Source organism: Mycolicibacterium cosmeticum (assembly GCF_000613185.1).
In the GTDB taxonomy this organism is placed as follows: domain Bacteria; phylum Actinomycetota; class Actinomycetes; order Mycobacteriales; family Mycobacteriaceae; genus Mycobacterium; species Mycobacterium cosmeticum.
The window spans coordinates 1,345,292-1,365,696 of record NZ_CCBB010000003.1; the positions used below are offsets into that span (position 1 = coordinate 1,345,292).

Genomic DNA, 20,405 nt, shown 5'->3' on the forward strand with positions numbered 1-20,405 from the left:
GCCTCAGAGCCGATCCCGCACCGCCGCCGCCGAGTCGGCCGACAACACCTGCCCGGCCAGGGCGCCCGCGGCCGCCGCGTCGACGGCGCGCACCGCCTCCTTGGTCGCCGGTACGGCCGGGGGAGTGACACTGAGTGACTCCACCCCGAGGCCGACGAGCAGTCCCGTCGCCCGTTCGTCGGCGGCGAACTCCCCGCAGACCGAGACGCCGGCCTGCCCGGCGGCGCCCCGGCAGGTGGCCGCGATCAACTGCAGCACCCCGGGATCGAAGGTGTCGCCGAGCCCGGCCACCGCGTCGTTGTTGCGGTCGGCGGCCATCGTGTACTGGGTCAGATCGTTGGTGCCGATCGAGAAGAAATCGACATGCGGGGCGAACGCGGCAGCCTTCAGCGCGGCGGTGGGCACCTCGACCATCATCCCGACCTTGAGGTCGGCCGGCGGGTGCGGCCCCGTGCGGCCCAGCGCATCGTCGAGCAACCGGCGCGCCGCGAACAGTTCGTCCAGGGTGCTGACCATCGGGAACATCACGCTCACCGGGGTGTGCCTGGCGAGGGTGGCGATGGCCAGCAGTTGTTCGGTGAACAGTTCGGGATGTGCCAGCGACATCCGCAGGCCCCGCACGCCCAGATACGGGTTGCCCTCCACCGGCAGCGGCAGGAAATCCAGCGGCTTGTCCCCACCGACGTCCAGGGTGCGCAGCGTGATCCGGCGTCCCTCAAGCGCTTCCGCGATCTTGCGGTAGACGGCGAGCTGCTCGTCGGTGTCGGGCGCCTGCCTGCGGCCCAGGAACAGGAACTCGGTGCGGATCAGGCCGGCGAAGTCGGCGCCGTGGGCGGCGGCCGCCCTGGCATCGTCCACCGACCCGAGGTTGGCGCCGACGCCGATGCGCACCCCGTCGCGGGTGACGGCGGGCTCGGCCGACCGGGCCCGGGCCGCTTGCCGGCGTTCGGCGAGCGCGGCGACCTTGGCCTCGAACTCGGCGCGGACCGCGGCGCCGGGGTCGACGATGAACTCGCCGCGGTTGCCGTCGACCGCGACCGTGCTGCCGTCGGCGATGTCGAGCACCGCCGGACCGGCCCCGACGACCACCGGAATGCCCTTGGCACGCAACAGGATCACGTTGTGTGCCTGCGGGCTGCCGAACGCCAGCAGCACCGCGGCCACCCGGCCCGGATCGAGTTCGGCGGCCTCGGCGGGGCTCAGATCGGCGGCCACCACCACACCGCTGATCTCCTGGGCGGCGGTGGCACCGCCCACCAGCACCCGCAGCACCTGGTCGCCGACGGCCTGCACGTCGGCGGCGCGGGCCTGCAGGTACGGGTCGGTGAGCGCACTGAACTCGGCGGCCAGCGCGGTGACGGCGGCCGACCACGCGGCGGCGGCGTTGTGGCCCTGGTCGATTCGCTGCTGGGTTCCGCCGAGCAGGGCGTCGTCGTCGAGCAGTAACAGGTGGGCGTCGAAGATGCCGGCCTCGGTCTCACCGAGGTCGCGCGCGGTCCGGGCCCGCACCGTCGTGATGACACGGCGCACCTCGGCGATCGCGGCGCTCAGCCGCCGCCGCTCCGCCGCCGGGCTCTCGCCGGGTCCGTCCGGCACCACGACGTCCCCAGGCCGGGCCGAGCGGGCCGGGCCGATGCCGAGGCCCGGACCCGCGCCGATCGGCTGGTTGCGGGCCGGCTGGGGGGCCATTTGGGTTGGGACGTCGATGGTTTCGTCGAAGTTGCGGGCGGCCAGGGCCAGGATGTGCTCCAGCGTTTCGGCGGCCTGGCTGCCCGCCACCCGGACCTGCACCTCGTCGCCGCTGCGCACGCCGAGGGTGGCGATCTTGGACAGGCTGGCGGCATCGACCCAGGCCGAGTCGGTGCGCGGGTTGCGAATGCGGGCCCGGGCGTCGCGGCGACGTACCTCCTGGGCCAGTCGGGCGGCCGGACGGGCATGCAACCCGTGCGGGTTGGCGACGACGAAACTGCCGGTCAGTTCGTCGGCGGCCTGCGCGTCGGCGGATTCGGGCGCGGCGGGCGCCGGGCCGAGGTGGGCGATCTTGCCGGTCAGCGCACCCGATGCCTCGGCGGCGATCTCGGCTGCCGAGGCCTCTCCGGCGGCCGCGACGGCCGCCACCACCAGACCCTCGACGAGTGGGGCGGGGCACAGCACCACCCGCTCGCGTACCTCGTCGTCGAGCAGCTCGAGGGCGAGTTCGGCGGACAGCACGGCGCTGCCCAGATCCATCAGCACCACCGTGCCGTCGCCGCTGTCGGCGTCGGTGACGGCATCGACGATGTCGGCGGCGTCGGTGCCGAACGTGGTGTCGTCCAGGCCGGCCGCGATGGCGATGCGGATGTCCTTGCCGTGCACCATCTCCTGGGCCAGGGCGACGGCGGCGCGGGCCAGCGGGCGGCTGTGTGAGACGACGACCAGGCCGACCGTCATGTGCGCACCACCGTTGCCGCCGCGCTGAGCAGCAGCGCCGCCGATGCCGCGCCCGGGTCGATGTGCCCGACGCTGCGCTGCCCGAGGTAGCTGGCCCGGCCCTTACGGGCCACCATGGATTCGGTACCGTCGCGGCCCTTTTCGGCCGCGGCGGCCGCAGCGGCCAGATCACCGCCGGATTCCAGCGCCTCCAACGCGGGCGCCAGCGCGTCGAACATGGTCTTGTCGCCCAACTCGGCGCGGCCACGCTGGACCACCCCTTCGACGCCGGCCCGCAGCGCGGCGGCGAACCCCTGGTCCCACGCCGGGCCCATGCGCAGGAAGAACGTGCCGTACAGCGGACCGCTGGCCCCGCCGACCGACTTCACCAACGTCATGCCGATCTGTTTGCACGCCGCGGGCGCATCGGCCGGTGGTGACTCGTCGAGGGCGGCGACCACGGCGGTCATCCCGCGGTCCATGTTGATGCCATGGTCGGCGTCGCCGATCGCGGCGTCCAGATCGCTGAGATGCTGGGCGCTCTCGGCGATCAGGCGAGCGAATTCCCGCACCCAGGCTTGCAGTTGGGCCGCATCCATGCTCAGCATCCTCTCCGCAGTGCCGGGGTGTTGACCGGGTGGTCCCACAGGCGCAGCAATTCGTCGTCGGCGCGCAGTAAGGTCACCGAGCAGCCGGCCATGTCCAGGCTGGTGATGTAGGGCCCCACCAGGGACCGGGCGATCCGTACACCCGCCTTGTCCAGGATGGCCGCGAATTCGGCGTACATCACGTACAGCTCGATCAGCGGCGTGGCGCCCATGCTGTTGACGAACAGGATGACTCCGTCATCGGAGGCGAAATCGAGATCGGCCAGCACGGGCTCGGCCATCTGCTCGGCGATGGCGCGGGCGGGCTGCATCGGTACGCGTTGCCTGCCGGGTTCGCCGTGGATGCCGATGCCGATCTCGATGTCGGTGTCGGGCAGATCGAAGGTGGGATGGCCGACCGCTGGCACGGTGCACGACGTCAGCGCCACCCCCATGCTGCGCGACGCCGCGTTCACCCGGCGCGCCACGTCGGCGACGTCGGCCAGTGACCGGCCCAGATCCGCTGCGGCGCCGGCGATCTTTTCCACCAGCACGGTGGCGCCGACCCCGCGCCGGCCGGCGGTGTAGGTGCTGTCCTGCACCGCGACGTCGTCGTCGACGATGACCGACTCGACGGTGACACCTTCGGCGGCAGCCAGTTCGGCGGCCATCTCGAAGTTCATCACGTCGCCGGTGTAGTTCTTCACGATGTGCAGCACGCCGGCACCGCTGTCGACGGTCTTGGTCGCCTCCAGCATCTGGTCGGGCACCGGCGAGGTGAAGACCTCACCGGCGCAGGCCGCGTCGAGCATGCCCCGGCCCACGAAGCCGCCGTGCAGCGGCTCGTGTCCCGAACCGCCGCCGGAGATCAGCCCGACCTTGCCGGACACCGGGGCGTCGGCCCGGTAGATGATCCGGTTGGCGTGGTCGACGCGCAACTCCGGATGGGCAAAGGCGATGCCGCGCAAGGCTTCGGCGATGACATCAGCGGGGTCGTTGATGAGCTTCTTCATGCTGGGATCCTCAGGCTGCTGCGTTGGTGGGGGCGGACGGGGTGGCCACCGGCGCCGGGGTGGCGTCGGCGCGGGTGCGGGAGATGGCGACATAGCCGAGCGCGGCGAGTGCGCCGGCGAGCAGTTCGGCGACGACGTACACCGGCAGCTGGTGCCAGGAGACCGAGCCGCCGGCCAACTGCTGGACGAGCATCGGGCCGAAGGTGCGGGCCGGATTGATCGAGGCCCCGGTGGTGGGGGCGACCGGGATGATGGCGGCGAACACGACCAGGCCGATGGCGACACCGGCGAAACCGGCCGGCGCCTTGCGGTGTATCACGCCGAAGACGGTGAACACGAGAATGAACGTACCCACGAACTCGGCGAAAAACGCCTGTACCGGACTCGTCTGTGCGGAGTAGGTGGCGATGCCCAGCCCGGCGTCGCGGGCGGCCGTGCCCAGCACGCCCAGGATCGCCGCGGCTCCGACGATGGCACCCACCACCTGGGCGGCGATGTACGCGGGCACCCGCGACCACGGGAAGTGGCCGGTGACGGCCAGTCCGATGGTGACGGCGGGATTGATGTGGTTGCCGGAGATGTGCCCCAAGGCGTAGACGGTGGCCACCACGACGGTGCCGAAGGCCAGCGAGATCATGCCGAGGTCGGCCATGGTGAACGGCGCGTCCCCGTTCACGATGATGGTGGCGGGCACCGCGCCCACCCCGATGAAGACCAGGAATGCCGTGCCGAGCGTCTCGGCCGCGAGCTTCTGCCAGAGCGAGGGCTCATCCATATCGCGTTCTCCCTTGAACGATGGGGCAGCGCACCGCTGCGACTATCTCGGATGACATTCGATAATGTCGAATGTGATGTGGACCATACGCTTATGCTTCGGGGTGCACAAGAGGTCTGAACACCTACGAGAGGGGCCGTGATGATCCAGGCGGTGGATCGGGCGCTGCGCATTCTCACGGTGTTGCAGGGCGGGCGCCGGATGAGCCTGGGGGAGATTGCCACCGCCATCGAACTGGCGCCCTCGACGGTGCACGGCCTGGTCCGCACCCTGTTGGCGCACGGCATGGTGCAGCAGGAGTCCGACTCGGGCCGCTACCGGCTGGGGCCGGCGACGCTGCGGCTGGGCAACGTGTACCTGGAAAGCCTGGAACTGCGCTCCCGCGTGGCGATCTGGGCCGAAGGGCTGGCCCGGCGCACCGGTTGCGCGGTGCGCACCGGGGTGCTGTTGTTCGACGAGGTCGTCGTGGTGGCGCACGAACCGCGGCCGGACGGCACCCGGCAGATGCCGGAGGTCGGCATCGTCATCCCCGCCCATGCCAGCGCGCTCGGCAAGGGGCTGCTGGCGTTCCGGAAAGACTACGCCCCAACGACTCTGCGCAGCATGACCGGGGAGACCGTCACCGATCCCGCCGCGCTCGCCGAACAGCTTGCGCAAACCCGCCAGACCGGTATCGCGACCGAGGCCGAGGAAGCGGTGCTCGGTGAATGTGTCGCCGCGGCGGTGGTTTTCGACTCCTCGGCCGAGGCCGTCGGCGCGATCGGACTGGTGGTGCCCACCGGCCGCTGGCCGCTGGAACCGGCCGATGTCGACGCGCTGCGTGACACCGCCCGCACGGTCTCGCGTGAACTCGGTGCGCCGGTGTGGCCGCCGCGCGGTTAACCCGACCGCCCACCCCGGGACTCGACGAACCGCAGCAGCGCCGGGTCGGCGGAGGTGAAGCGGTCCACCTCCTCGCCGCCGTCGCAGCGCAGCAGCGCGATGGTGACCTCCGAGACCGCCTCGCCGGACCGGTTCTGCCACAGCACCTGCCAGTGCGCGCCGGCGTCCTCCCATCTGAGCAGTTCGGCCACCCGGTCACGCGTCATGTCCCTACGATGGCACCGATGGTGCGGGTGGCGCGAGTGTATGCGGTACTGGATCCGGACGACGGCCGGCGGGTGCTGGTGGACCGGCTGTGGCCGCGGGGCTTCCGCAAGGACGATCCCCGGGTGGGTCATTGGCTGCCTGCCGTGGCCCCGTCCAACGACCTGCGCCGCTGGTATTCGCACCAGTCCGCCCGCTTCGCCGAGTTCGCCGCCCGGTACGAGGCCGAACTGACGCTGCCGGAGGGCAAAGCGGCCCTGGATGAACTGCGCGAGCTGGCCGCCGCGGGCACGGTGACCCTGGTTACCGCGACCCGCGACCTGGCCGAAAGCCACGCCGCGGTGCTGCGCGGCCTGTTGGCGTAGCTCACCCGAAATTCGCGGCGTTGGGTAGGCTCGTCCCTCAAATGATCGAGACTGACGAGGCGCTGCCCATCCTGCCGCGCGAGTTGACCACGATTTCCGACGAGGTCCGCGCCGTCCCGGCGCCGACGATTCCGCAGATCGCCGCGCCGTACGGCGCCCGGCCGGCCGACCCCGACACCGACGCCGAGATGATCTCGCGGTGGATGAACCTGCCGCACCTGGCGCAGGCGTGGGAGTACGACTGGCCGCCGGAACGCTGGCGCCTGTACCTCAAGGCCCAGCTGGCCGGCTCGTTCTCCCGCCCGTTCATCACCAGCCGTAAGGGCGAGGACGTCGGCTATATCGAAATTTACCGGGCGGCAAAGGATTCCATTGCCACCCGGTACGACGCCGACCCGTGCGACCTGGGCATTCACGCGGCCATCGCCGACACCACCCTGGTGAATCGGGGCATCGCCGCCCTGATCCTGCCCAAGCTGCTGGTCGACCTGTTCGCCGGCGAGCCGCAGTGCCGGCGGGTGATGTTCGACCCCGATCACCGCAACGTGGGCGCGCGCCGGCTGGTCGAATACGTCGGATGCACCTTCCTGGGCGAGCATCAGATGTCGAATCGCCGGATGGCGCTCTACACGTTTCCACGCACCCCGGACGATATCCCGGCCCACCGGTAGGGTCAGCGGGCCATCATCGCGGCATAGCCGTCATGGTCGGGTTTCATGGCCGCGGCCACCAACTCCCAGAGCACCTCGTCGGTGCCGCCGCCGACCCGGGCCAGCTTCATGTCGCGCCAGTACTGGCCGAGTGGGGTTTCGTCGACCAGATAGCCGGTGCCGCCGAAGATGTGCATGCATTCGTTGACCACCTCTTCACCGAGGCGGGCAGCGGTGACCTTCATGGCGGCGGCGGTGCGCAGGTCCAGGGTCTTGCCCGCCGCGATACCGGTCAGCGCGTGGCGCAGCATGTCCACCCGGGCCTGCAGGTCGGCCACCCGCATCCGCAGCGCCTGGTGTTCGTAGAGGGTGTGCCCGAACTGGCGACGATCCATCATGCGCGCCAACGTGATTCCCAGCAGCCGCTGACAATTGCTGGCCACCTGCCCGGCCACCGACATCCGCTCATGCGCCAACCCCCAGGAGATGGCGGCCAGTCCGGTGCCGGGGCGGGCCACCAGCGCGTCGGCGGGCACCCAGGTGTCGATGTGCACCGCGGCGGTGGCCAGCGGCCCGGCGCCCACCTTGCGGTAGGGCGTCTGCACCGCCACCCCGGGATCGTCCAGCGGGACCGCGACGACGACCACATTGCCGTGTCGGCTGGACGGGTCATCGTCCACATTGCGGGCCACGGCCATCACGTAATCGGCGATGGGGGACAGCGAGACGAACTTCTTGATGCCCTTGACCTCGAAACCGCCTCGCGCCGAGCGCACTTCGGTGCCGACGATCTGCAGGTCGGATCCGCCGGACTCTTCGGACGCGCCGATACACAACACCGCGTCGCCGCGGATGGCACGGTCGGCGATGTCGCGCAGGTGGTCGTTGCGCGCGAATCGGCGCAAAATGGCGATCGCCGAGTCGTGCAGGCTCACCCCGACCGCGATGCCCGCCGAACCCAACCGGCCCAATTCGGTGGCCAGCGCGATCACCTTGCCGACGTCGGGTTGTTTGTCCTGGCCCCATTTGGCGGCGAACACCCCCTCACGGCCCAGGTACTCGATGAGCTCGCGCGGGAAGCGTTCGGTCGCTTCGGCTTCGGCGGTCCAGGCTGCGACCCGATCGTTGAACACCCGGCCGAGGAGGGCCGCGAAGTCGTCGGTGGCTGGGTGCGACGGTGCGCTAACGGTCACGGTGCGGCCTCCAGGTTGCGTTTGACCTCGAGGCGGCGCAGCTTGCCCGACGAGGTGCGGGGCAGCGACCCGGGCCGCATGAACACCACATCGGCCGGCACCACGCCGCATTCGGAGGCGATGCGCTGCACCAGTGCGCTGCGCGCCGCCGGTTCGTCGGCACCCTTGAATTCGGCGGCGATCACCAGTCCCGGCCGGGTCGAGGACGCGTCGGTGCCGACGGCGACCACGGCGCCGGGGCGGATGCCGTCGATCTGCGCGGCCACCTGTTCGATCTCGGTCGGGAAGATGTTGCGCCCGGCGACGGTGATGATCTCCTTGGCCCGCCCGCAGATCACCAGGCTGCCGTCCAGCAGGTAGCCGATATCGCCTGTCGGGAACCAGCTTTCGCGGTCGATGGGGTCGTCGCCGAGGTACCCGGTCATCATCGACGTGCCGCGCACCTGCACCTCGCCGACCTCGCGGTCGACGATGGTGCCGGCGAACCGTTCGTTCGGCGTGATCCGGATCTGCATACCGGGGATGGCCTCACCGAGCACGGCGTGCTTGCGCACATAGCCGCCGTCGTCGCTGACCACCTGGATCTCGTCGACGCGCAGCCCGCCGCCCGGGGTGGGAACGCTGACCGCGCAATTTGATTCGGCCAAGCCGTAGGACGGCGCCAAGGCGCCCGGCCGCAGGCCGAAGCGGGCCATCTCGGTGGCGAACCGGGCGCTGCCGTCGCAGTCCACCGGTTCGCCGCCGTTGAGCGCGAACCGCAGGTGCGAGAAGTCGACGTCGCTGACCAGGCGGGCGTACTTGCCGACGATGTTGTAGGCCATGTTCGGCGCGGCGGTCACGGTGGCGCGGCTGTCGGTGAGCCACTTCAACCAGCCGAACGGCTGCGCCGAGAACGCCGACGTCGGGGCCTGCCACAGGTTGGCCCCGCCGAGTGTCATGGTGAGCAGGAAGGCCAGCCCCATATCGTGATAGAGCGGCAGCCACGAGTGCCCGGTTTCGCCGGCATCCACCTCGACCCGGGCCACGAGTGCCTGCAGGTTCGCCAGCACCGCCTCGGGTGAAAGCTGGGCGGTACGAGGCGTTCCCGTCGATCCGGCGGTGCCTTGCAGGACGGCCACGGTGTTCCCGACGGTGCCGTCGTGGGTGACCGACCGGCGCGGGTGCGCGACGGTGGTGACGTCGTGCACGGTCAGCGCGCTTTCGGCGGCGCCGAGTTCGCGCAGGTGCCCGCCGTGGCTGAACACGGTGCGCACGCCGATGCCGTCGAACCGGGCCAGGGTGGACTGTGCCCATCGTTTCGGGTCGGCGCCGCGGACCGGCCCTGGCAGGATCGACACGGCGGCACCGGCCAGGAAGGCGCCGGTGATCGCGGCGATGAACTCGACGTTCGGCTCTCCGACGAGGCCCACGGCCGGGGCCCCGTCGGCGCAGATGCGGGCCGCCACGTTCTCGGCGCGGGCATGCACCTCGGCCCACGGGTGGCGGGTCCATGCGCCGGTGTCGGTGTCGAAGACGTGCAGGTCGTTGGTCGACGTGGTCATCGACCGCCGCAGGGCGTCGGCCAGAACGTTCACGAGTTGCCCTGCCCGGCGGGGAGTTTGGCCAGCACCGCGGCCTCCAGTTGGCCCACGGTCTCGCAGCTGAGCAGGTCCTCTTCGCTGAGGGCGGCGTCGAGGCGGTCCTCGATGGCAACCATGCCGACCGCGAAGGCCACCGAATCCATGCCCAGATCGTCGATCAGCCGGGAGTCTCGGGTGATCCGGCTGACGTCGACGCTGAGATCGTCTCTCAGGATGGCGAGCAGCTCAGGGTTGACAGCAGCGGGTGGTGACTGTTCCATGTCGGTGGACGCTACACGGGCAAGTTAGCCAAGGCTAGGCTTACCTCGTGGCTTCATCCGCTGTGCGCGGCCAGCCCCGTGTCACCGCGCCGGTGGCCGCCGTCGATACTCACCAAGGCCGGAACAAGCTCGCTGGTGACCAGGCCGTGCCGGCCGGTCAGCTCGTCGACGATATCGAAGCACGCAGCGATGCGCGCCGGGGTGTCCACCACCACCGTGGTCACCGGCACCCGGCGGCTGAGCTGAAACAGCTTGTCGCCGTGCGGTTCATGGTCACCGTGGAAGCCCCAGACGCCGCGCAGCACTGTCACCCCGCTGACCGCCCGGCGGTCTCGGAGCCGGGCAACCAGCGCCCGGTGAATCGGTATCTCGCCGTGCGGTGCCATGGTGTTCTCCGCGGTGTGGATCATCAGTTTCTGGTACAGCGGCCGTCCATCGGCGTCGGTGGCGGGCAGCGGGTCCGGCGTTGCGAGCAGCCGGCCGTCCCGCTTGCACACCTGCGCCCGCTCCACCGTCATGGTGGCGCCGGGCACCAGCCGCTGCAGCTCGGGCGCGGCGGCGGCCACCTGCTCACCGGTGCCCGGGGCGATGATCATCACCGGGACATCGGCGTTGGCGCTGAAGAAGCGGGCCCGCCTGCGCCGGCCACCGGTGGTGCCGTCCACGCCGAGGAACGCGGCCGCCCCGGCGAAGCCGTGCGCGCGCAGGATGTGGCAGACGGCGCGATAGGACCCGGTGCGCTTGACGTAGACGGTCAGTTTGGCGTGCTCGGGTGGCGGCGCACCGAGCAGCTGCGCCCGCTCCAGGGTGACGATGCCCCGGCTGATCATCGTCACCGCCTGTTCGGCCAGCCCGGTGATCCGTTCGGCGCGGTCCACCGCGGCCACGGCGACCGGCAGGTCCTCCGACAGCGACAGCGTCAGGTCGCTGCGCAATTCGTGGCGCGGCCCGTAGCCGGCGCTACCGCGCAGCACCACGCTGGTGGCCACCCGATGCGCCCCGAACAGGTCCAGCAGTTCGTCGGCGACGAAGCGGCGCTGCCCCCGCAACCGCTCCCCGAAATACGCGGTGAGCTTCAGGTACTCGGTGCTCACAGCGCGGCTCCCATCGTCTGGCCCAGCCACGCCGCGGCCAGCCCGAGCGCCATGCTGATCACGATATTGGCGGCGGCCGGCCACATCTGGCGTTCCTCGCCCAAGCGTTGGGTCTCCAGCATCCACGTCGAGAAGGTGGTGTAGGCGCCGACGAACGCGGTGCCGGCCAACAGCGCCACGTGCGGGCTCAGGGCCAGCCCGCCGATGAAACCCAGCAGCCAGGCGCCGCTGATGTTGACCACCAGCGTCCCCACCGGAAACGGCCGCGACACCCGCTGCTGCACGCGCTTGTCCACCACGAACCGGCATACCGCGCCGACACCGCCGATCAGCGCGACACCGATCCAGAGGGCGACGGTCGTCATCGGACCCGCGCCCGCCGCACCAGCGCGGTGGTGACGTGCATGGCAAGCAATCCGACGACGATGCCGGCCACGGTATAGGCGGCGGCCAGCGCGTAGAACCGGTGCTCCAGCATGGCCACCGTCTCCACCTGCATGGTGGAGAACGTGGTGAGGCCGCCACACAATCCGGTGCCCAAAAGCGGCCGCCGGTACGCCGATGTCGGCAACCGCTCCAGCAGGCGCGTGGTGAAGAAGGCCAGCAGCACCGTGCCGACGATGTTCACGATGAACGTCGGCCACGGCCAGTGCCCGGGTGGCACCGTCAGCACATGACCCAGCCCCGCCCGGGCCAGTGTGCCCAGGGCGCCACCGGCGAACACGGCCGCCAGTTCGCGTCGGTCGAAGCCAGTCATGCCGCTCAGTATGTAGCCCGCCGCTGGGAACGTTATGTTGGGCACACCATGACAGCTGTGCGGATCTGTGTACTGGGCCCGGTCCGTGCATGGGTGCAGGGCGAGCCGGCGGGCAGGAGCGAAGCGACCGGGGAATTCAGGTCGGTGGATCTCGGCGGTCCCAAGCAGCGCGCCGTGCTGGCCCGGCTGGTGCTGGCGCACGGTCACGTGGTGTCGGTGGATCGCCTCATCGAGGACCTCTGGGAAGGCGAACCACCACCGAAGGCGCTGGCCGCGCTGCAGGCCTATATCTCTCATCTGCGCCGGGTGCTCGAACCGGGACGGCAGCGTCGCGCCGCGGCGCAGGTGATCGTCAGCGCCGCACCGGGTTACTGCCTGCGGCTACCCGACGACGCCGTCGACATCTGGGCGCTGGAAGCCAAAACCGTTGCGGCCGAGTCGCAATCGGACCAGCTGGAGGATGTCCTCGCCGGATGGGTCGCCGATCCGTACGTGGAGGTGGCCGACACCTTCTGGGCGGCGCCAGAAGTGGCCCGGCTGACCGAGCTGCGGCTGTCGGCCGTGGAGTCCTATGCCGGCGCCCAATCCGCGCTGGGACAGCACGCCGTCGTGGTGCGGCTGCTGGAACCGCACGCCCGCGACCATCCGGGCCGGGAGACCGCCGCGTGTCTGCTGGCCGCCGCGCACTACCGCGCCGGACGACAGGTCGCCGCGCTGGAGGTGTTGCGCCGCACCCGGGAGTACCTGACCGATGAACTCGGTCTGGAACCCGGCCGTGCCCTGCGCGACCTGGAGCGTGACATCCTGCGCCAGGCCGATCACCTCGAGCCGATCGCGGTGGCTCCCGCCGTGCTGCCGGCCCCCGCGGTGCCGGCGTCGGCGATGCCCCGGACCCGTGGTCGGGCAGGCGAACTCGCCGCGATCGCCTCGGCCGCCAAGGCCGCCTGCCGGGAAGGACTGAAGGTGGTGTGGATCGGCGGGGAGGCCGGTGCGGGCAAGACCACACTGGCCGACGCCGCCGCCGCGACCCTGCGCCAGTCCGGTTGGCTGGTGACACTCGGGCGGTGCCCCGAGGTCGACGGTGCGCCGGCGGGCTGGGCCTGGACGGAGGTGCTCGGCACGTTCCGCCCCGGGTTGGACCCCACGGCGGCGGCGGCGCTGGCACCGCTGCTGCACGACGCGGGCGCACCCGCACCGGAGGGTGGCGCCTTCTGGCTGGCGCACACCCTGGCCGATGTGCTGGGCCGGGCCGCGTCCGCCCAGCCGCTGGCCGTCGTGCTCGACGATCTGCACCGTACCGACGGCCTGACGCTGGAACTGCTGCGCCTGGTGTCCGACCGGCTCGGGGCCCAACCGGTGCTCGCCGTGGGCACCTACCGTCCATCGGAATCCGGTGCCGAACTCGAGATGGCGCGCGCGGCACTCGCCAATGTCACGGCCGCACATGTGCATCTCGGCGGACTGGACGACGCGGCGCTCGTCGAACTGGCCGCCGACTGCGGCCTGCCCACGGTGACGGCAGAAACCCTGAAACTGTTGCGGGACAGGACGGATGGCAATCCGCTGTTCGTGCGCGAGATGGCGCGGCTGATGGCTGCCGAGGGTCCCGCCGCCGGGTATGCCGGTGTCCCGGCCGGCGTGCGTGATGTGGTGCGTCGCCGGCTGGCCCGGCTACCCGGACAGACCGCCACCGCGCTGCGCCAGGCCGCGGTGCTGGGCCGCGAGGTGGAGCTGGATCTGCTGGAGGAGCTGGCGCACAGCGGGGACGAAATGCTGGACGCGCTGGAACCCGCGGTGTTGGCCGGCCTGCTCGACGAGCCGGCGCCGGGCCGGATCAGGTTCGCGCACAGTCTGATCCGTGACACGCTGTACGACGACACCTCGCTGCTGCGGCGCACCCGACTGCACGCCGCCGCGCTGGCCGTGCTGCGCGGGCGTGGCGCCGACGCCGCCACGCTGGCCTACCATGCGGTGGCCGCCGCCACCACCGAGACCGCCGGTGAGGCAGCCCGATTCGCGACCGCCGCCGCTCGTGAGGCCGACGCCATGGGTGCGCCGGGCGAGGCCGCGCGGCAATGGCGGGCCGCGGTGCGGATGCTCGAACTGGCCGCCGCGGAACCGCAGCGGGCCGTCCCGGCGCGCTGCGGTCTGATCTCCGCGCTGGCGCGGGCCGGTGACGCCATCTCGGCGCGCGAGGAGTTGAACAGGACCGTCACCCTTGCCGCCGCCGACGATGACCTGCTGGTGCAGACGATGACCGCGCTGGACAGCCCGCTGGTGTGGCGGTTGCGCACCGGTGACCACATCGATCCGGTGATCGTCGATCCGCTGCGTCGGTTGCTGACCCTCGACCACCCGCCGCACCTGCGGGCGCGGCTACTGATCACGTTGTTCAAAGAGGTGGAGGGCGCCGAGCACGCGACGGCGATGGCGGCCAGCGCCGAGGCCCTCGAACTGGCCCGCGCGCTGTACGCGCAGGACCCGAATACGCATGCCCGGTTGCTGTGCGCAGCCCTGAACGTGCGGGCTTTTGCCTGTCTGGGGCCGGATCTGGCCGACCAACGCGACGCCGTGTTCGCCGAATTCCTGCGCACCGCACAGGACTGCGGTGCCGTCGACTATCAGGCCGTGGGGCACTGGCTGCTGTTCTTGGCGGCGTCCGGTCGATCCGATCTGGCCACCGCACTGCACCACGTCGACCAGGCGGTGGCCCGGGCAGCCACCGGCCAGCTGGCCTACCTGCTGGGCGTGCTGGACGCCTACTCCGCGCAGCTGACGGTGCTGGCCGGACGCCCGGACGAGGGCGAGGCCCGGTATCTGGCCGCCGGTGCCAAGCTGGCCGAACACGGGGTGGCCAACGGTGTGCTGGTCGGTCTGGTGGGCCGGGTCAGCGCCGCGCTGACCCGGGGCGATCTCGGGCCGATGGCCGACGAACTATTGGTGCTGCACCGCACGGTGTCGGTGACGATGGCCGACGGGGCGGCGCTGGCCTTGATGTCGGTGGGTAGAACCGCAGAGGCGCGGGAGGTCTGGTCACAGCGCGTTCCGCTCGAACGGTCCTATTACTGGGTGGCGATGGCAACCCTGCGAGTGCATGCCGCGGTGCGGATGGGTGACCTGGCCGTGGCCCGCGAGGTGGCCGGGGAGCTGATGCCCTACCGCGGGCGGATGGCCGGCCTGGACAACGGCACCCTGCTGACCGGTCCGGTCGACGAGGCGCTGGCGGTGTTGGCCGAAGCCGACGGTGACACCGCAGCCGCGGCCCGTTATCGGGCCGCCGCCGCGGAGCTGACGCGTCGGCTGGCCGCCGAGGCGGCCGCCCTGCTCTAGCCGAAAACCCGGCGTTCGAAACGGTTGTGCCGGCGCATCATCAGCTTGATGAAGGCGATCAGCAGCGGGTTGGCCGCGGCCGCGGCCGCGGCGAACTCCTCCGCGGTCGCCACGTTCATGACGCGCGGACCGTCGAACGACATCTTGCCGGCGCGCTTCGCGGCCTTTTCGACCACCGCCCAGTCGGCCACCGACACGTGGTCGCGGATCACCGCGAACACCGTTCGCTCCTCATCGGAGATGTGCTCACACACCAACTGGTGCAGGTCGGCCAGGGCGGCCGCCAGGGGAGCCGCGGTGGGCTGGCCCGGTGCCGTGCGGAACGCGGTGGACAGCGCCCGGATGCGATCGAGCTGGGGGTCCAGTGCGGCATGGTCGTCGACAAGCTCGGACAGGTCGACGAAGCTGCCCGCCGACGCCGTCACGATCGGCCAGAGCACCTCGTCCTCCACGGTGTGGTGATGGTGGATGGAATCGCACAGCAACCGGATGTAGCGGTCGACGTCCTTGGGGTGGGAGCAGGTGTAAGTGCCTTGGGCGACGGCATCCAGCAGCGCGGCCAGCCGCCCGACGTCGGCGATCATCGCGCGGTGCGCCATCGTGATACCGGACAGGTCGGGGACGGTGGTCTGTTGGGCTGATCGTGCGGAACTGTTCATGTCGGATACGTTGTCGCGCCGTACTTGTGACGCACTTGCGGCAGGCTTGCGGCAAGTACGCAAGAATCGTGGGCATGGCTGCCAATCCACGTGCCGGTACGCCGGCAGACCCATCCGACCTGATCGATATCGCACACGTGGTGACGGCGTATTACACCGTCGTGCCCGACCCCGAGGACATCGCCCAGCAGGTGGTGTTCGGGACGTCCGGGCACCGCGGCTCCAGCCTGGACGGGGCATTCAACGAGGCGCACATCGTGGCCACCACCCAGGCCATCGTCGAATATCGTGCCGGCCAGGGCACCACCGGCCCGCTGTTCATCGGCCGCGACACCCACGCCTTGAGTGAGCCGGCGTGGGCCTCGGCGCTGGAGGTGCTGGCCGCGAACGACGTGGTGGCGATGATCGACACCGCCGACCGCTACACCCCGACCCCGGCCATCAGCCACGCCATCCTGACCTTCAACCGGGGCCGGGAGGGCGACCTCGCCGACGGGATCGTCGTCACCCCGTCACACAACCCGCCCCGCGACGGCGGCTTCAAATACAACCCGCCCAACGGCGGACCCGCCGACACCGACGCCACCGGGTGGATCGCCAAGCGCGCCAACGAGATTCTGCGTGACGGCCTCAAGGACGTGAAGCGGGTGCCGCTGGCCCGGGCGCTGCAGAGCGCGCAGCGTCACGACTACCTGAACGCCTATGTCGAGGACCTGCCCAATGTGGTCGACCTGCATGCCATCCGTGCGCAGGGCATCCGGATCGGCGCGGACCCACTGGGTGGGGCCAGCGTGGACTATTGGGGTGCCATCGCCGAACGGCACCAGCTGGACTTGACGGTGGTCAATCCGCTGGTCGATGCCACCTGGCGGTTCATGACGCTGGACACCGACGGCAAGATCCGGATGGACTGCAGCTCGCCAAACGCGATGGCCTCACTCATCGCCAACCGGGACAAGTATCAGATCGCCACCGGCAACGACGCCGACTCCGACCGGCACGGCATCGTCACCCCCGACGGTGGGCTACTCAACCCGAACCACTTTCTCGCGGTGGCCATCGACTACCTGTACACCCACCGGTCGGGCTGGGCCCCAGACACGGCGGTCGGCAAGACGGCGGTGAGTTCGTCGATCATCGACCGGGTGGTCGCGGGCCTGGGCCGCAAATTGGTCGAGGTGCCGGTCGGGTTCAAATGGTTCGTCGACGGATTGATCAGCGGCTCAATCGGATTCGGGGGTGAGGAAAGCGCCGGGGCATCGTTCCTGCGCACCGACGGCAGCACCTGGACCACCGACAAGGACGGCATCATCCTGGCGCTGCTGGCCTCGGAGATCCTGGCGGTCACCGGGTCCACCCCGTCGCAGCGCTACGCGGAACTGGCCGGCAAATACGGCGCACCGACCTATGCCCGCATCGACGCACCCGCCGACCGTGAGCAGAAGGCGCGGCTGGCCAAGCTGTCGGCCGAGCAGGTCACCGCGACCGAACTGGCCGGTGAGCCGATCACCGCGAAGCTGACCACCGCACCAGGTAACGGCGCGGCCCTCGGCGGACTGAAGGTCACCACCGAGAACGCCTGGTTCGCGGCGCGGCCGTCGGGCACCGAGGACGTCTACAAGATCTACGCGGAGTCGTTCAAGGGCGCCGAGCATCTCGCCGAGGTGCAGCAGGCCGCCAAGGAGCTGGTGAATACAGTCATCGGGTGAGTTCTGTTACGGAGGGCGACTGCGGACGCGAGGAGCAAATCGAGCACTGTACGGCGCCCCAGAAGTCCAAGCTGCCCGCTGAAGTCTGGGTCCTGATCACCGCCAATGCGGTGATCGCCCTGGGGTATGGCGTCGTCGCGCCGGTGCTTCCGCAGTACGCCCGCAACTTCGGCGTCAGCATCAGCGCCGCGACGTTCGTCATCACCGCCTTCGCGTTGATGCGGCTGTGCGCGGCGCCGGCGTCGGGCATCTTCGTGCAGAAGCTGGGGGAGCGGCGGGTCTACCTCACCGGCCTACTGATCGTCGCGGTGTCCACCGGGGCGTGTGCGTTCGCGCAGACGTATTGGCAACTGCTGGTGTTCCGGTCGCTCGGCGGGTTCGGGTCGGCGATGTTCACGGTGTCCTCGCTCGGGCTGATGATCCGCATCTCGCCGGAGAACGCCCGCGGCCGGGTGGCCGGCATGTTCTCCAGCGCGTTCCTGGTCGGATCGGTCGGCGGGCCGGTGCTGGGTGCGCTGACCGCCGGGCTGGGACTGTCCGCGCCGTTCGCCATCTACGGAGTGGCGCTGCTGGTGGCCGCCGCGGTGGTCTGGGTCAGCCTGCGGCATTCCCCGCTCGCGGCGCCGGCCGAACGGGACGGGCCGACGGTGACGGTGCGGACGGTAGTGCGCAACCGGGCCTACCTGGCGGCGATGTTCTCCAACTTCGCCACCGGCTGGTCGGTGTTCGGGTTACGGGTCGCGTTGGTCCCGCTGTTCGTCACCGAGGTGCTCGACCGGGGGCCGCGGATGGCGGGGCTGGCGCTGGCGGTGTTCGCGGTCGGCAACGTCGCGGCGGTGATCCCCAGCGGTCACCTGTCCGACCGGGTGGGCCGTCGGGTGCCGTTGATCACGGGGCTCGCGGTGTCCGGGGTGGCCACCCTGCTGGTCGGGCTGACGTCGTCGCTGACGTTGTTCATGGCGGCCGCGTTCGTCGCCGGGGCGGCCGCCGGGGTGTTCACCTCACCGCAGCAGGCCGCGGTGGCCGACATCGTCGGCAGCAAGGCGCGGGCCGGCACCGCGGTGGCGGCCTACCAGATGATGTCCGACGTCGGCTCCATCATCGGATCGTTGGCGGTCGGGCAGATCGCCCAGTACGTGTCGTTCGGGTCGGCGTTCGTGATCAGCGGCGTCATTCTGCTGGTCGCCGCGCTTGCGTGGGTTTTCGCGCCCGAGACCCGCGGGATGGCCGCGCAAGAGCACACGCCGGCCCGTCCGTTGGGGCCGGAGGCGGGCGGTGAGCTCCCGTGACCAGCGGTTTTGAACCAGGGGTACGAGTGGTGTACTTTCGGTGAGCACAAGTTACGGGGCTATGGCGCAGTTGGTAGCGCACCACACTGGCAGTGTGGGGGTCAGGGGTTCGAATCCCCTTAGCTCCACTCGTGGAAAACCCGCTCTGGCCTCGGTCAGGGCGGGTTTTTGTGTGAACGCCTTCGCGAATGTCGGCCCCGGAAAGCCCGTGAGGAGCCGGACAGGATCAGGATCGGCGAGCCCTTCGCGTCTGCGGTAGCGTCCCGAGCCGGGGGTCGGTGGGGTACCGGTCATTGCGGGGGGACGAACGGTTGGCGGGCTATCTGCGGGTCGATGCTGACTCGCTTCAGGGGGACGGTCGTGATCTCGCGGCGTTGGGAGACGCTCCGCAGAAGGAGAGCTGTCCAGCGCCGGCCGGCGACCCGGTGTCGACCAGCATGGCGTTCGCTCTCACGGGCCACGACGAGAATCTCTGCGACAAACTTGCTTACGCCAAACTCGTCCGCGAGCATGGCGGGGCGATCGTGACTGCTGCGGGCGTGATGTTCGAGGTAGCTGATGACCATGGCGCTCTCCAGATCAGCCGAGTCGAGGTGGACCACCAGAGCCGCCCCGCCTCCGCGGCAGCGGCCGCTATGCCTGCGCTGCCGCCGCAACCTCCGCAGCCGCCGCGTGCCAACATTCCAGCCGTATTGGACCAGTCGATGGAACCAGAGGCATTCGCCGGTGCAATCCATTCCGGTCAAGGGTCCGGTCGCGTCCGCGATTTCTCGACTCATTGGCGTAAAGGCGCAGACAACGTCACCTATATCGGTGATCGCACCACGCACGTCGCCGACTCGATCGACGAACACTGGCCCGACAGCTCCAGCAATGCCGCCAGCAACGTACGCGATCATGGACGATGGATGCGATCCGCGTCCGAATGGGGCGACCGGCTCTCGAAGGCCGCCGAATCCGCCGCGGCGGCATACGACTACGCGCGAACCGACACGCCTACTCCAGCCGAGTTCGCTGATGCCCGCAAGGACGTGGAGAACGCCCAGCGGATCGGTTCACTCGCCGGCTACATCGCGGCCCGCGTGAAGTTCGAAGAACTCAAGGATAAGGCGAAGACAGCCGGCACCGATTACGAAGCGAGGATCAAGACCGCCGTCGCTTCCGTTGGTAACCCTATCGTTCCGCCGCCATTGATCGCCAAGAGCGCCACGATTCCCCACGAACTGGTGAAAGGTCCCGGTGAGTGGACGACAAAATCGCGGCGCGGTGGTGAGTGGCGTGACTTCGAGCAGCAGGCCACAGGCTATCCGTCCGGGATGGAATACGAAGTGCCTCGCGACGGTGGCCCTCCGCTTGCATTTGATGGATTCGAGCCTGACGCCGGTCCCAATGGTCTGCTGGTCGAAGCGAAAGGCAAAGGGTACGACTGGATGATCGGATCCGACGGCAAGTTCAAGCCGAACATGCAGGCGGCTGAGGTTATTTCGAACGAGCTCACTCGCCAGTTCCAGGTGTCGCAACAGACCGGGATCCCGGTTGAATGGCGGGTTGCTGAGCCGAGATTGGCTGAAGTGGTAGAAAACATGATCGATGACGCGGGCTACGGTAGCCGGATCCACGTCGTCGTGGTACCGGCAGCGTGAGGGAGT

General features: G+C 70.0%; 19 protein-coding genes and 1 tRNA gene. 8 read left to right on the forward strand and 12 right to left on the reverse strand.

The window, feature by feature from the left end; all coding sequences use genetic code 11:
* Positions 1-3: 3 nt before the first annotated feature.
* The 4 genes from ptsP to BN977_RS25680 are packed head-to-tail and all read right to left on the reverse strand — an operon-like array spanning position 4 to position 4,784.
* Positions 4-2,430: a phosphoenolpyruvate--protein phosphotransferase gene (ptsP, locus tag BN977_RS25665; protein WP_036402519.1), complete on the reverse strand. Its 2,427-nt coding sequence runs from the start codon at positions 2,428-2,430 to the stop codon at positions 4-6.
* Positions 2,427-3,008, reverse strand: coding sequence for a dihydroxyacetone kinase subunit DhaL (dhaL, locus tag BN977_RS25670; RefSeq protein WP_036402521.1), 582 nt, complete (start codon positions 3,006-3,008; stop codon positions 2,427-2,429). The genes ptsP and dhaL overlap by 4 nt, the downstream gene beginning before the upstream one ends.
* Before the next feature lie 2 nt (positions 3,009-3,010).
* On the reverse strand, positions 3,011-4,009 hold the full coding sequence (gene dhaK / locus BN977_RS25675) for a dihydroxyacetone kinase subunit DhaK (protein WP_024451300.1): 999 nt from the start codon (positions 4,007-4,009) through the stop codon (positions 3,011-3,013).
* A 10-nt stretch (positions 4,010-4,019) separates the two neighbouring features.
* Positions 4,020-4,784, reverse strand: coding sequence for an MIP/aquaporin family protein (locus tag BN977_RS25680; RefSeq protein ID WP_024451299.1), 765 nt, complete (start codon positions 4,782-4,784; stop codon positions 4,020-4,022).
* 141 nt (positions 4,785-4,925) lie between these two features.
* On the opposite strand from BN977_RS25680, the gene BN977_RS25685 reads away from it, so the two are divergent.
* Positions 4,926-5,666: an IclR family transcriptional regulator gene (locus BN977_RS25685; RefSeq protein WP_024451298.1), complete on the forward strand. Its 741-nt coding sequence runs from the start codon at positions 4,926-4,928 to the stop codon at positions 5,664-5,666.
* On the opposite strand, the gene BN977_RS25690 is transcribed toward BN977_RS25685, so the two are convergent.
* Positions 5,663-5,872 (reverse strand): hypothetical protein, encoded by a 210-nt coding sequence (locus BN977_RS25690; protein WP_024451297.1) that lies wholly within the window; start codon positions 5,870-5,872, stop codon positions 5,663-5,665. The genes BN977_RS25685 and BN977_RS25690 overlap by 4 nt on opposite strands.
* 18 nt (positions 5,873-5,890) lie before the next feature.
* On the opposite strand from BN977_RS25690, the gene BN977_RS25695 reads away from it, so the two are divergent.
* Both BN977_RS25695 and BN977_RS25700 read left to right on the forward strand, forming a co-directional pair.
* Entirely contained in the window at positions 5,891-6,235 is a 345-nt protein-coding gene (locus tag BN977_RS25695; protein ID WP_407661212.1) for a DUF488 domain-containing protein, read from the forward strand.
* Between the two features lie 41 nt (positions 6,236-6,276).
* The gene (locus BN977_RS25700; protein WP_036402524.1) at positions 6,277-6,906 is read left to right on the forward strand and encodes a GNAT family N-acetyltransferase; all 630 of its coding nucleotides are present in this window, start codon (positions 6,277-6,279) and stop codon (positions 6,904-6,906) included.
* A gap of 2 nt (positions 6,907-6,908) precedes the next feature.
* On the opposite strand, the gene mbtN is transcribed toward BN977_RS25700, so the two are convergent.
* Genes mbtN through crcB (BN977_RS25730) form a run of 6 tightly spaced genes read right to left on the reverse strand, consistent with a single transcriptional unit; the run spans position 6,909 to position 11,769 of the window.
* Entirely contained in the window at positions 6,909-8,078 is a 1,170-nt protein-coding gene (gene mbtN, locus BN977_RS25705) for a mycobactin biosynthesis acyl-ACP dehydrogenase MbtN (protein ID WP_036402526.1), read from the reverse strand.
* Positions 8,075-9,643, reverse strand: coding sequence for a long-chain-fatty acid--ACP ligase MbtM (gene mbtM / locus BN977_RS25710; RefSeq protein WP_191262510.1), 1,569 nt, complete (start codon positions 9,641-9,643; stop codon positions 8,075-8,077). The genes mbtN and mbtM overlap by 4 nt, the downstream gene beginning before the upstream one ends.
* Before the next feature lie 5 nt (positions 9,644-9,648).
* Positions 9,649-9,918, reverse strand: coding sequence for an acyl carrier protein (locus BN977_RS25715; protein ID WP_036402530.1), 270 nt, complete (start codon positions 9,916-9,918; stop codon positions 9,649-9,651).
* A gap of 53 nt (positions 9,919-9,971) precedes the next feature.
* Positions 9,972-11,012, reverse strand: coding sequence for a putative PII-like signaling protein (locus tag BN977_RS25720; RefSeq protein WP_036402532.1), 1,041 nt, complete (start codon positions 11,010-11,012; stop codon positions 9,972-9,974).
* Complete coding sequence (crcB, locus tag BN977_RS25725; protein ID WP_036402534.1) at positions 11,009-11,377, reverse strand: fluoride efflux transporter CrcB; 369 nt, start codon at positions 11,375-11,377, stop codon at positions 11,009-11,011. The genes BN977_RS25720 and crcB (BN977_RS25725) overlap by 4 nt, the downstream gene beginning before the upstream one ends.
* Complete coding sequence (gene crcB, locus BN977_RS25730; RefSeq protein ID WP_024451289.1) at positions 11,374-11,769, reverse strand: fluoride efflux transporter CrcB; 396 nt, start codon at positions 11,767-11,769, stop codon at positions 11,374-11,376. The genes crcB (BN977_RS25725) and crcB (BN977_RS25730) overlap by 4 nt, the downstream gene beginning before the upstream one ends.
* 48 nt (positions 11,770-11,817) lie before the next feature.
* On the opposite strand from crcB (BN977_RS25730), the gene BN977_RS25735 reads away from it, so the two are divergent.
* Positions 11,818-15,099, forward strand: coding sequence for an ATP-binding protein (locus tag BN977_RS25735; protein ID WP_036402547.1), 3,282 nt, complete (start codon positions 11,818-11,820; stop codon positions 15,097-15,099).
* Here the strand turns inward: BN977_RS25735 and BN977_RS25740 are convergent.
* Entirely contained in the window at positions 15,096-15,758 is a 663-nt protein-coding gene (locus BN977_RS25740; RefSeq protein WP_036402549.1) for a hemerythrin domain-containing protein, read from the reverse strand. The two genes, BN977_RS25735 and BN977_RS25740, sit on opposite strands and share 4 nt — an antisense overlap.
* 74 nt (positions 15,759-15,832) lie before the next feature.
* Here BN977_RS25740 and pgm point away from each other — a divergent pair, with 74 nt between their 5' ends.
* The 4 genes from pgm to BN977_RS31585 all read left to right on the forward strand — a co-directional run bounded on the left by pgm (position 15,833) and on the right by BN977_RS31585 (position 20,399).
* Positions 15,833-17,467 carry a phosphoglucomutase (alpha-D-glucose-1,6-bisphosphate-dependent) gene (pgm, locus tag BN977_RS25745; protein WP_036402552.1) on the forward strand — a complete coding sequence of 545 codons (1,635 nt, stop codon included), beginning with the start codon at positions 15,833-15,835 and terminating at the stop codon, positions 17,465-17,467.
* Positions 17,464-18,756, forward strand: a complete 1,293-nt coding sequence (locus BN977_RS25750; protein ID WP_036402554.1) for an MFS transporter — start codon at positions 17,464-17,466, stop codon at positions 18,754-18,756. The genes pgm and BN977_RS25750 overlap by 4 nt, the downstream gene beginning before the upstream one ends.
* Before the next feature lie 55 nt (positions 18,757-18,811).
* Positions 18,812-18,884, forward strand: a tRNA-Ala gene (locus BN977_RS25755).
* Between the two features lie 183 nt (positions 18,885-19,067).
* Positions 19,068-20,399 (forward strand): PPE domain-containing protein, encoded by a 1,332-nt coding sequence (locus BN977_RS31585; protein WP_051561902.1) that lies wholly within the window; start codon positions 19,068-19,070, stop codon positions 20,397-20,399.
* Positions 20,400-20,405 lie beyond the last annotated feature (6 nt).

Excerpts from the sequence above, each read along its gene's own strand:
- dhaL (WP_036402521.1), bottom strand. The coding sequence starts at position 3,008 with ATGGATGCGGCCCAACTGCAAGCCTGGGTGCGGGAATTCGCTCGCCTG.
- crcB (WP_024451289.1), bottom strand. The coding sequence starts at position 11,769 with ATGACTGGCTTCGACCGACGCGAACTGGCGGCCGTGTTCGCCGGTGGC.
- BN977_RS25740 (WP_036402549.1), bottom strand. The coding sequence starts at position 15,758 with ATGAACAGTTCCGCACGATCAGCCCAACAGACCACCGTCCCCGACCTG.
- ptsP (WP_036402519.1), bottom strand. The coding sequence starts at position 2,430 with ATGACGGTCGGCCTGGTCGTCGTCTCACACAGCCGCCCGCTGGCCCGC.
- BN977_RS25700 (WP_036402524.1), top strand. The coding sequence starts at position 6,277 with ATGATCGAGACTGACGAGGCGCTGCCCATCCTGCCGCGCGAGTTGACC.
- pgm (WP_036402552.1), top strand. The coding sequence starts at position 15,833 with ATGGCTGCCAATCCACGTGCCGGTACGCCGGCAGACCCATCCGACCTG.
- BN977_RS25735 (WP_036402547.1), top strand. The coding sequence starts at position 11,818 with ATGACAGCTGTGCGGATCTGTGTACTGGGCCCGGTCCGTGCATGGGTG.
- BN977_RS25685 (WP_024451298.1), top strand. The coding sequence starts at position 4,926 with ATGATCCAGGCGGTGGATCGGGCGCTGCGCATTCTCACGGTGTTGCAG.
- dhaK (WP_024451300.1), bottom strand. The coding sequence starts at position 4,009 with ATGAAGAAGCTCATCAACGACCCCGCTGATGTCATCGCCGAAGCCTTG.
- crcB (WP_036402534.1), bottom strand. The coding sequence starts at position 11,377 with ATGACGACCGTCGCCCTCTGGATCGGTGTCGCGCTGATCGGCGGTGTC.
- BN977_RS25680 (WP_024451299.1), bottom strand. The coding sequence starts at position 4,784 with ATGGATGAGCCCTCGCTCTGGCAGAAGCTCGCGGCCGAGACGCTCGGC.
- BN977_RS25695 (WP_407661212.1), top strand. The coding sequence starts at position 5,891 with ATGGTGCGGGTGGCGCGAGTGTATGCGGTACTGGATCCGGACGACGGC.
- BN977_RS25715 (WP_036402530.1), bottom strand. The coding sequence starts at position 9,918 with ATGGAACAGTCACCACCCGCTGCTGTCAACCCTGAGCTGCTCGCCATC.
- BN977_RS25690 (WP_024451297.1), bottom strand. The coding sequence starts at position 5,872 with ATGACGCGTGACCGGGTGGCCGAACTGCTCAGATGGGAGGACGCCGGC.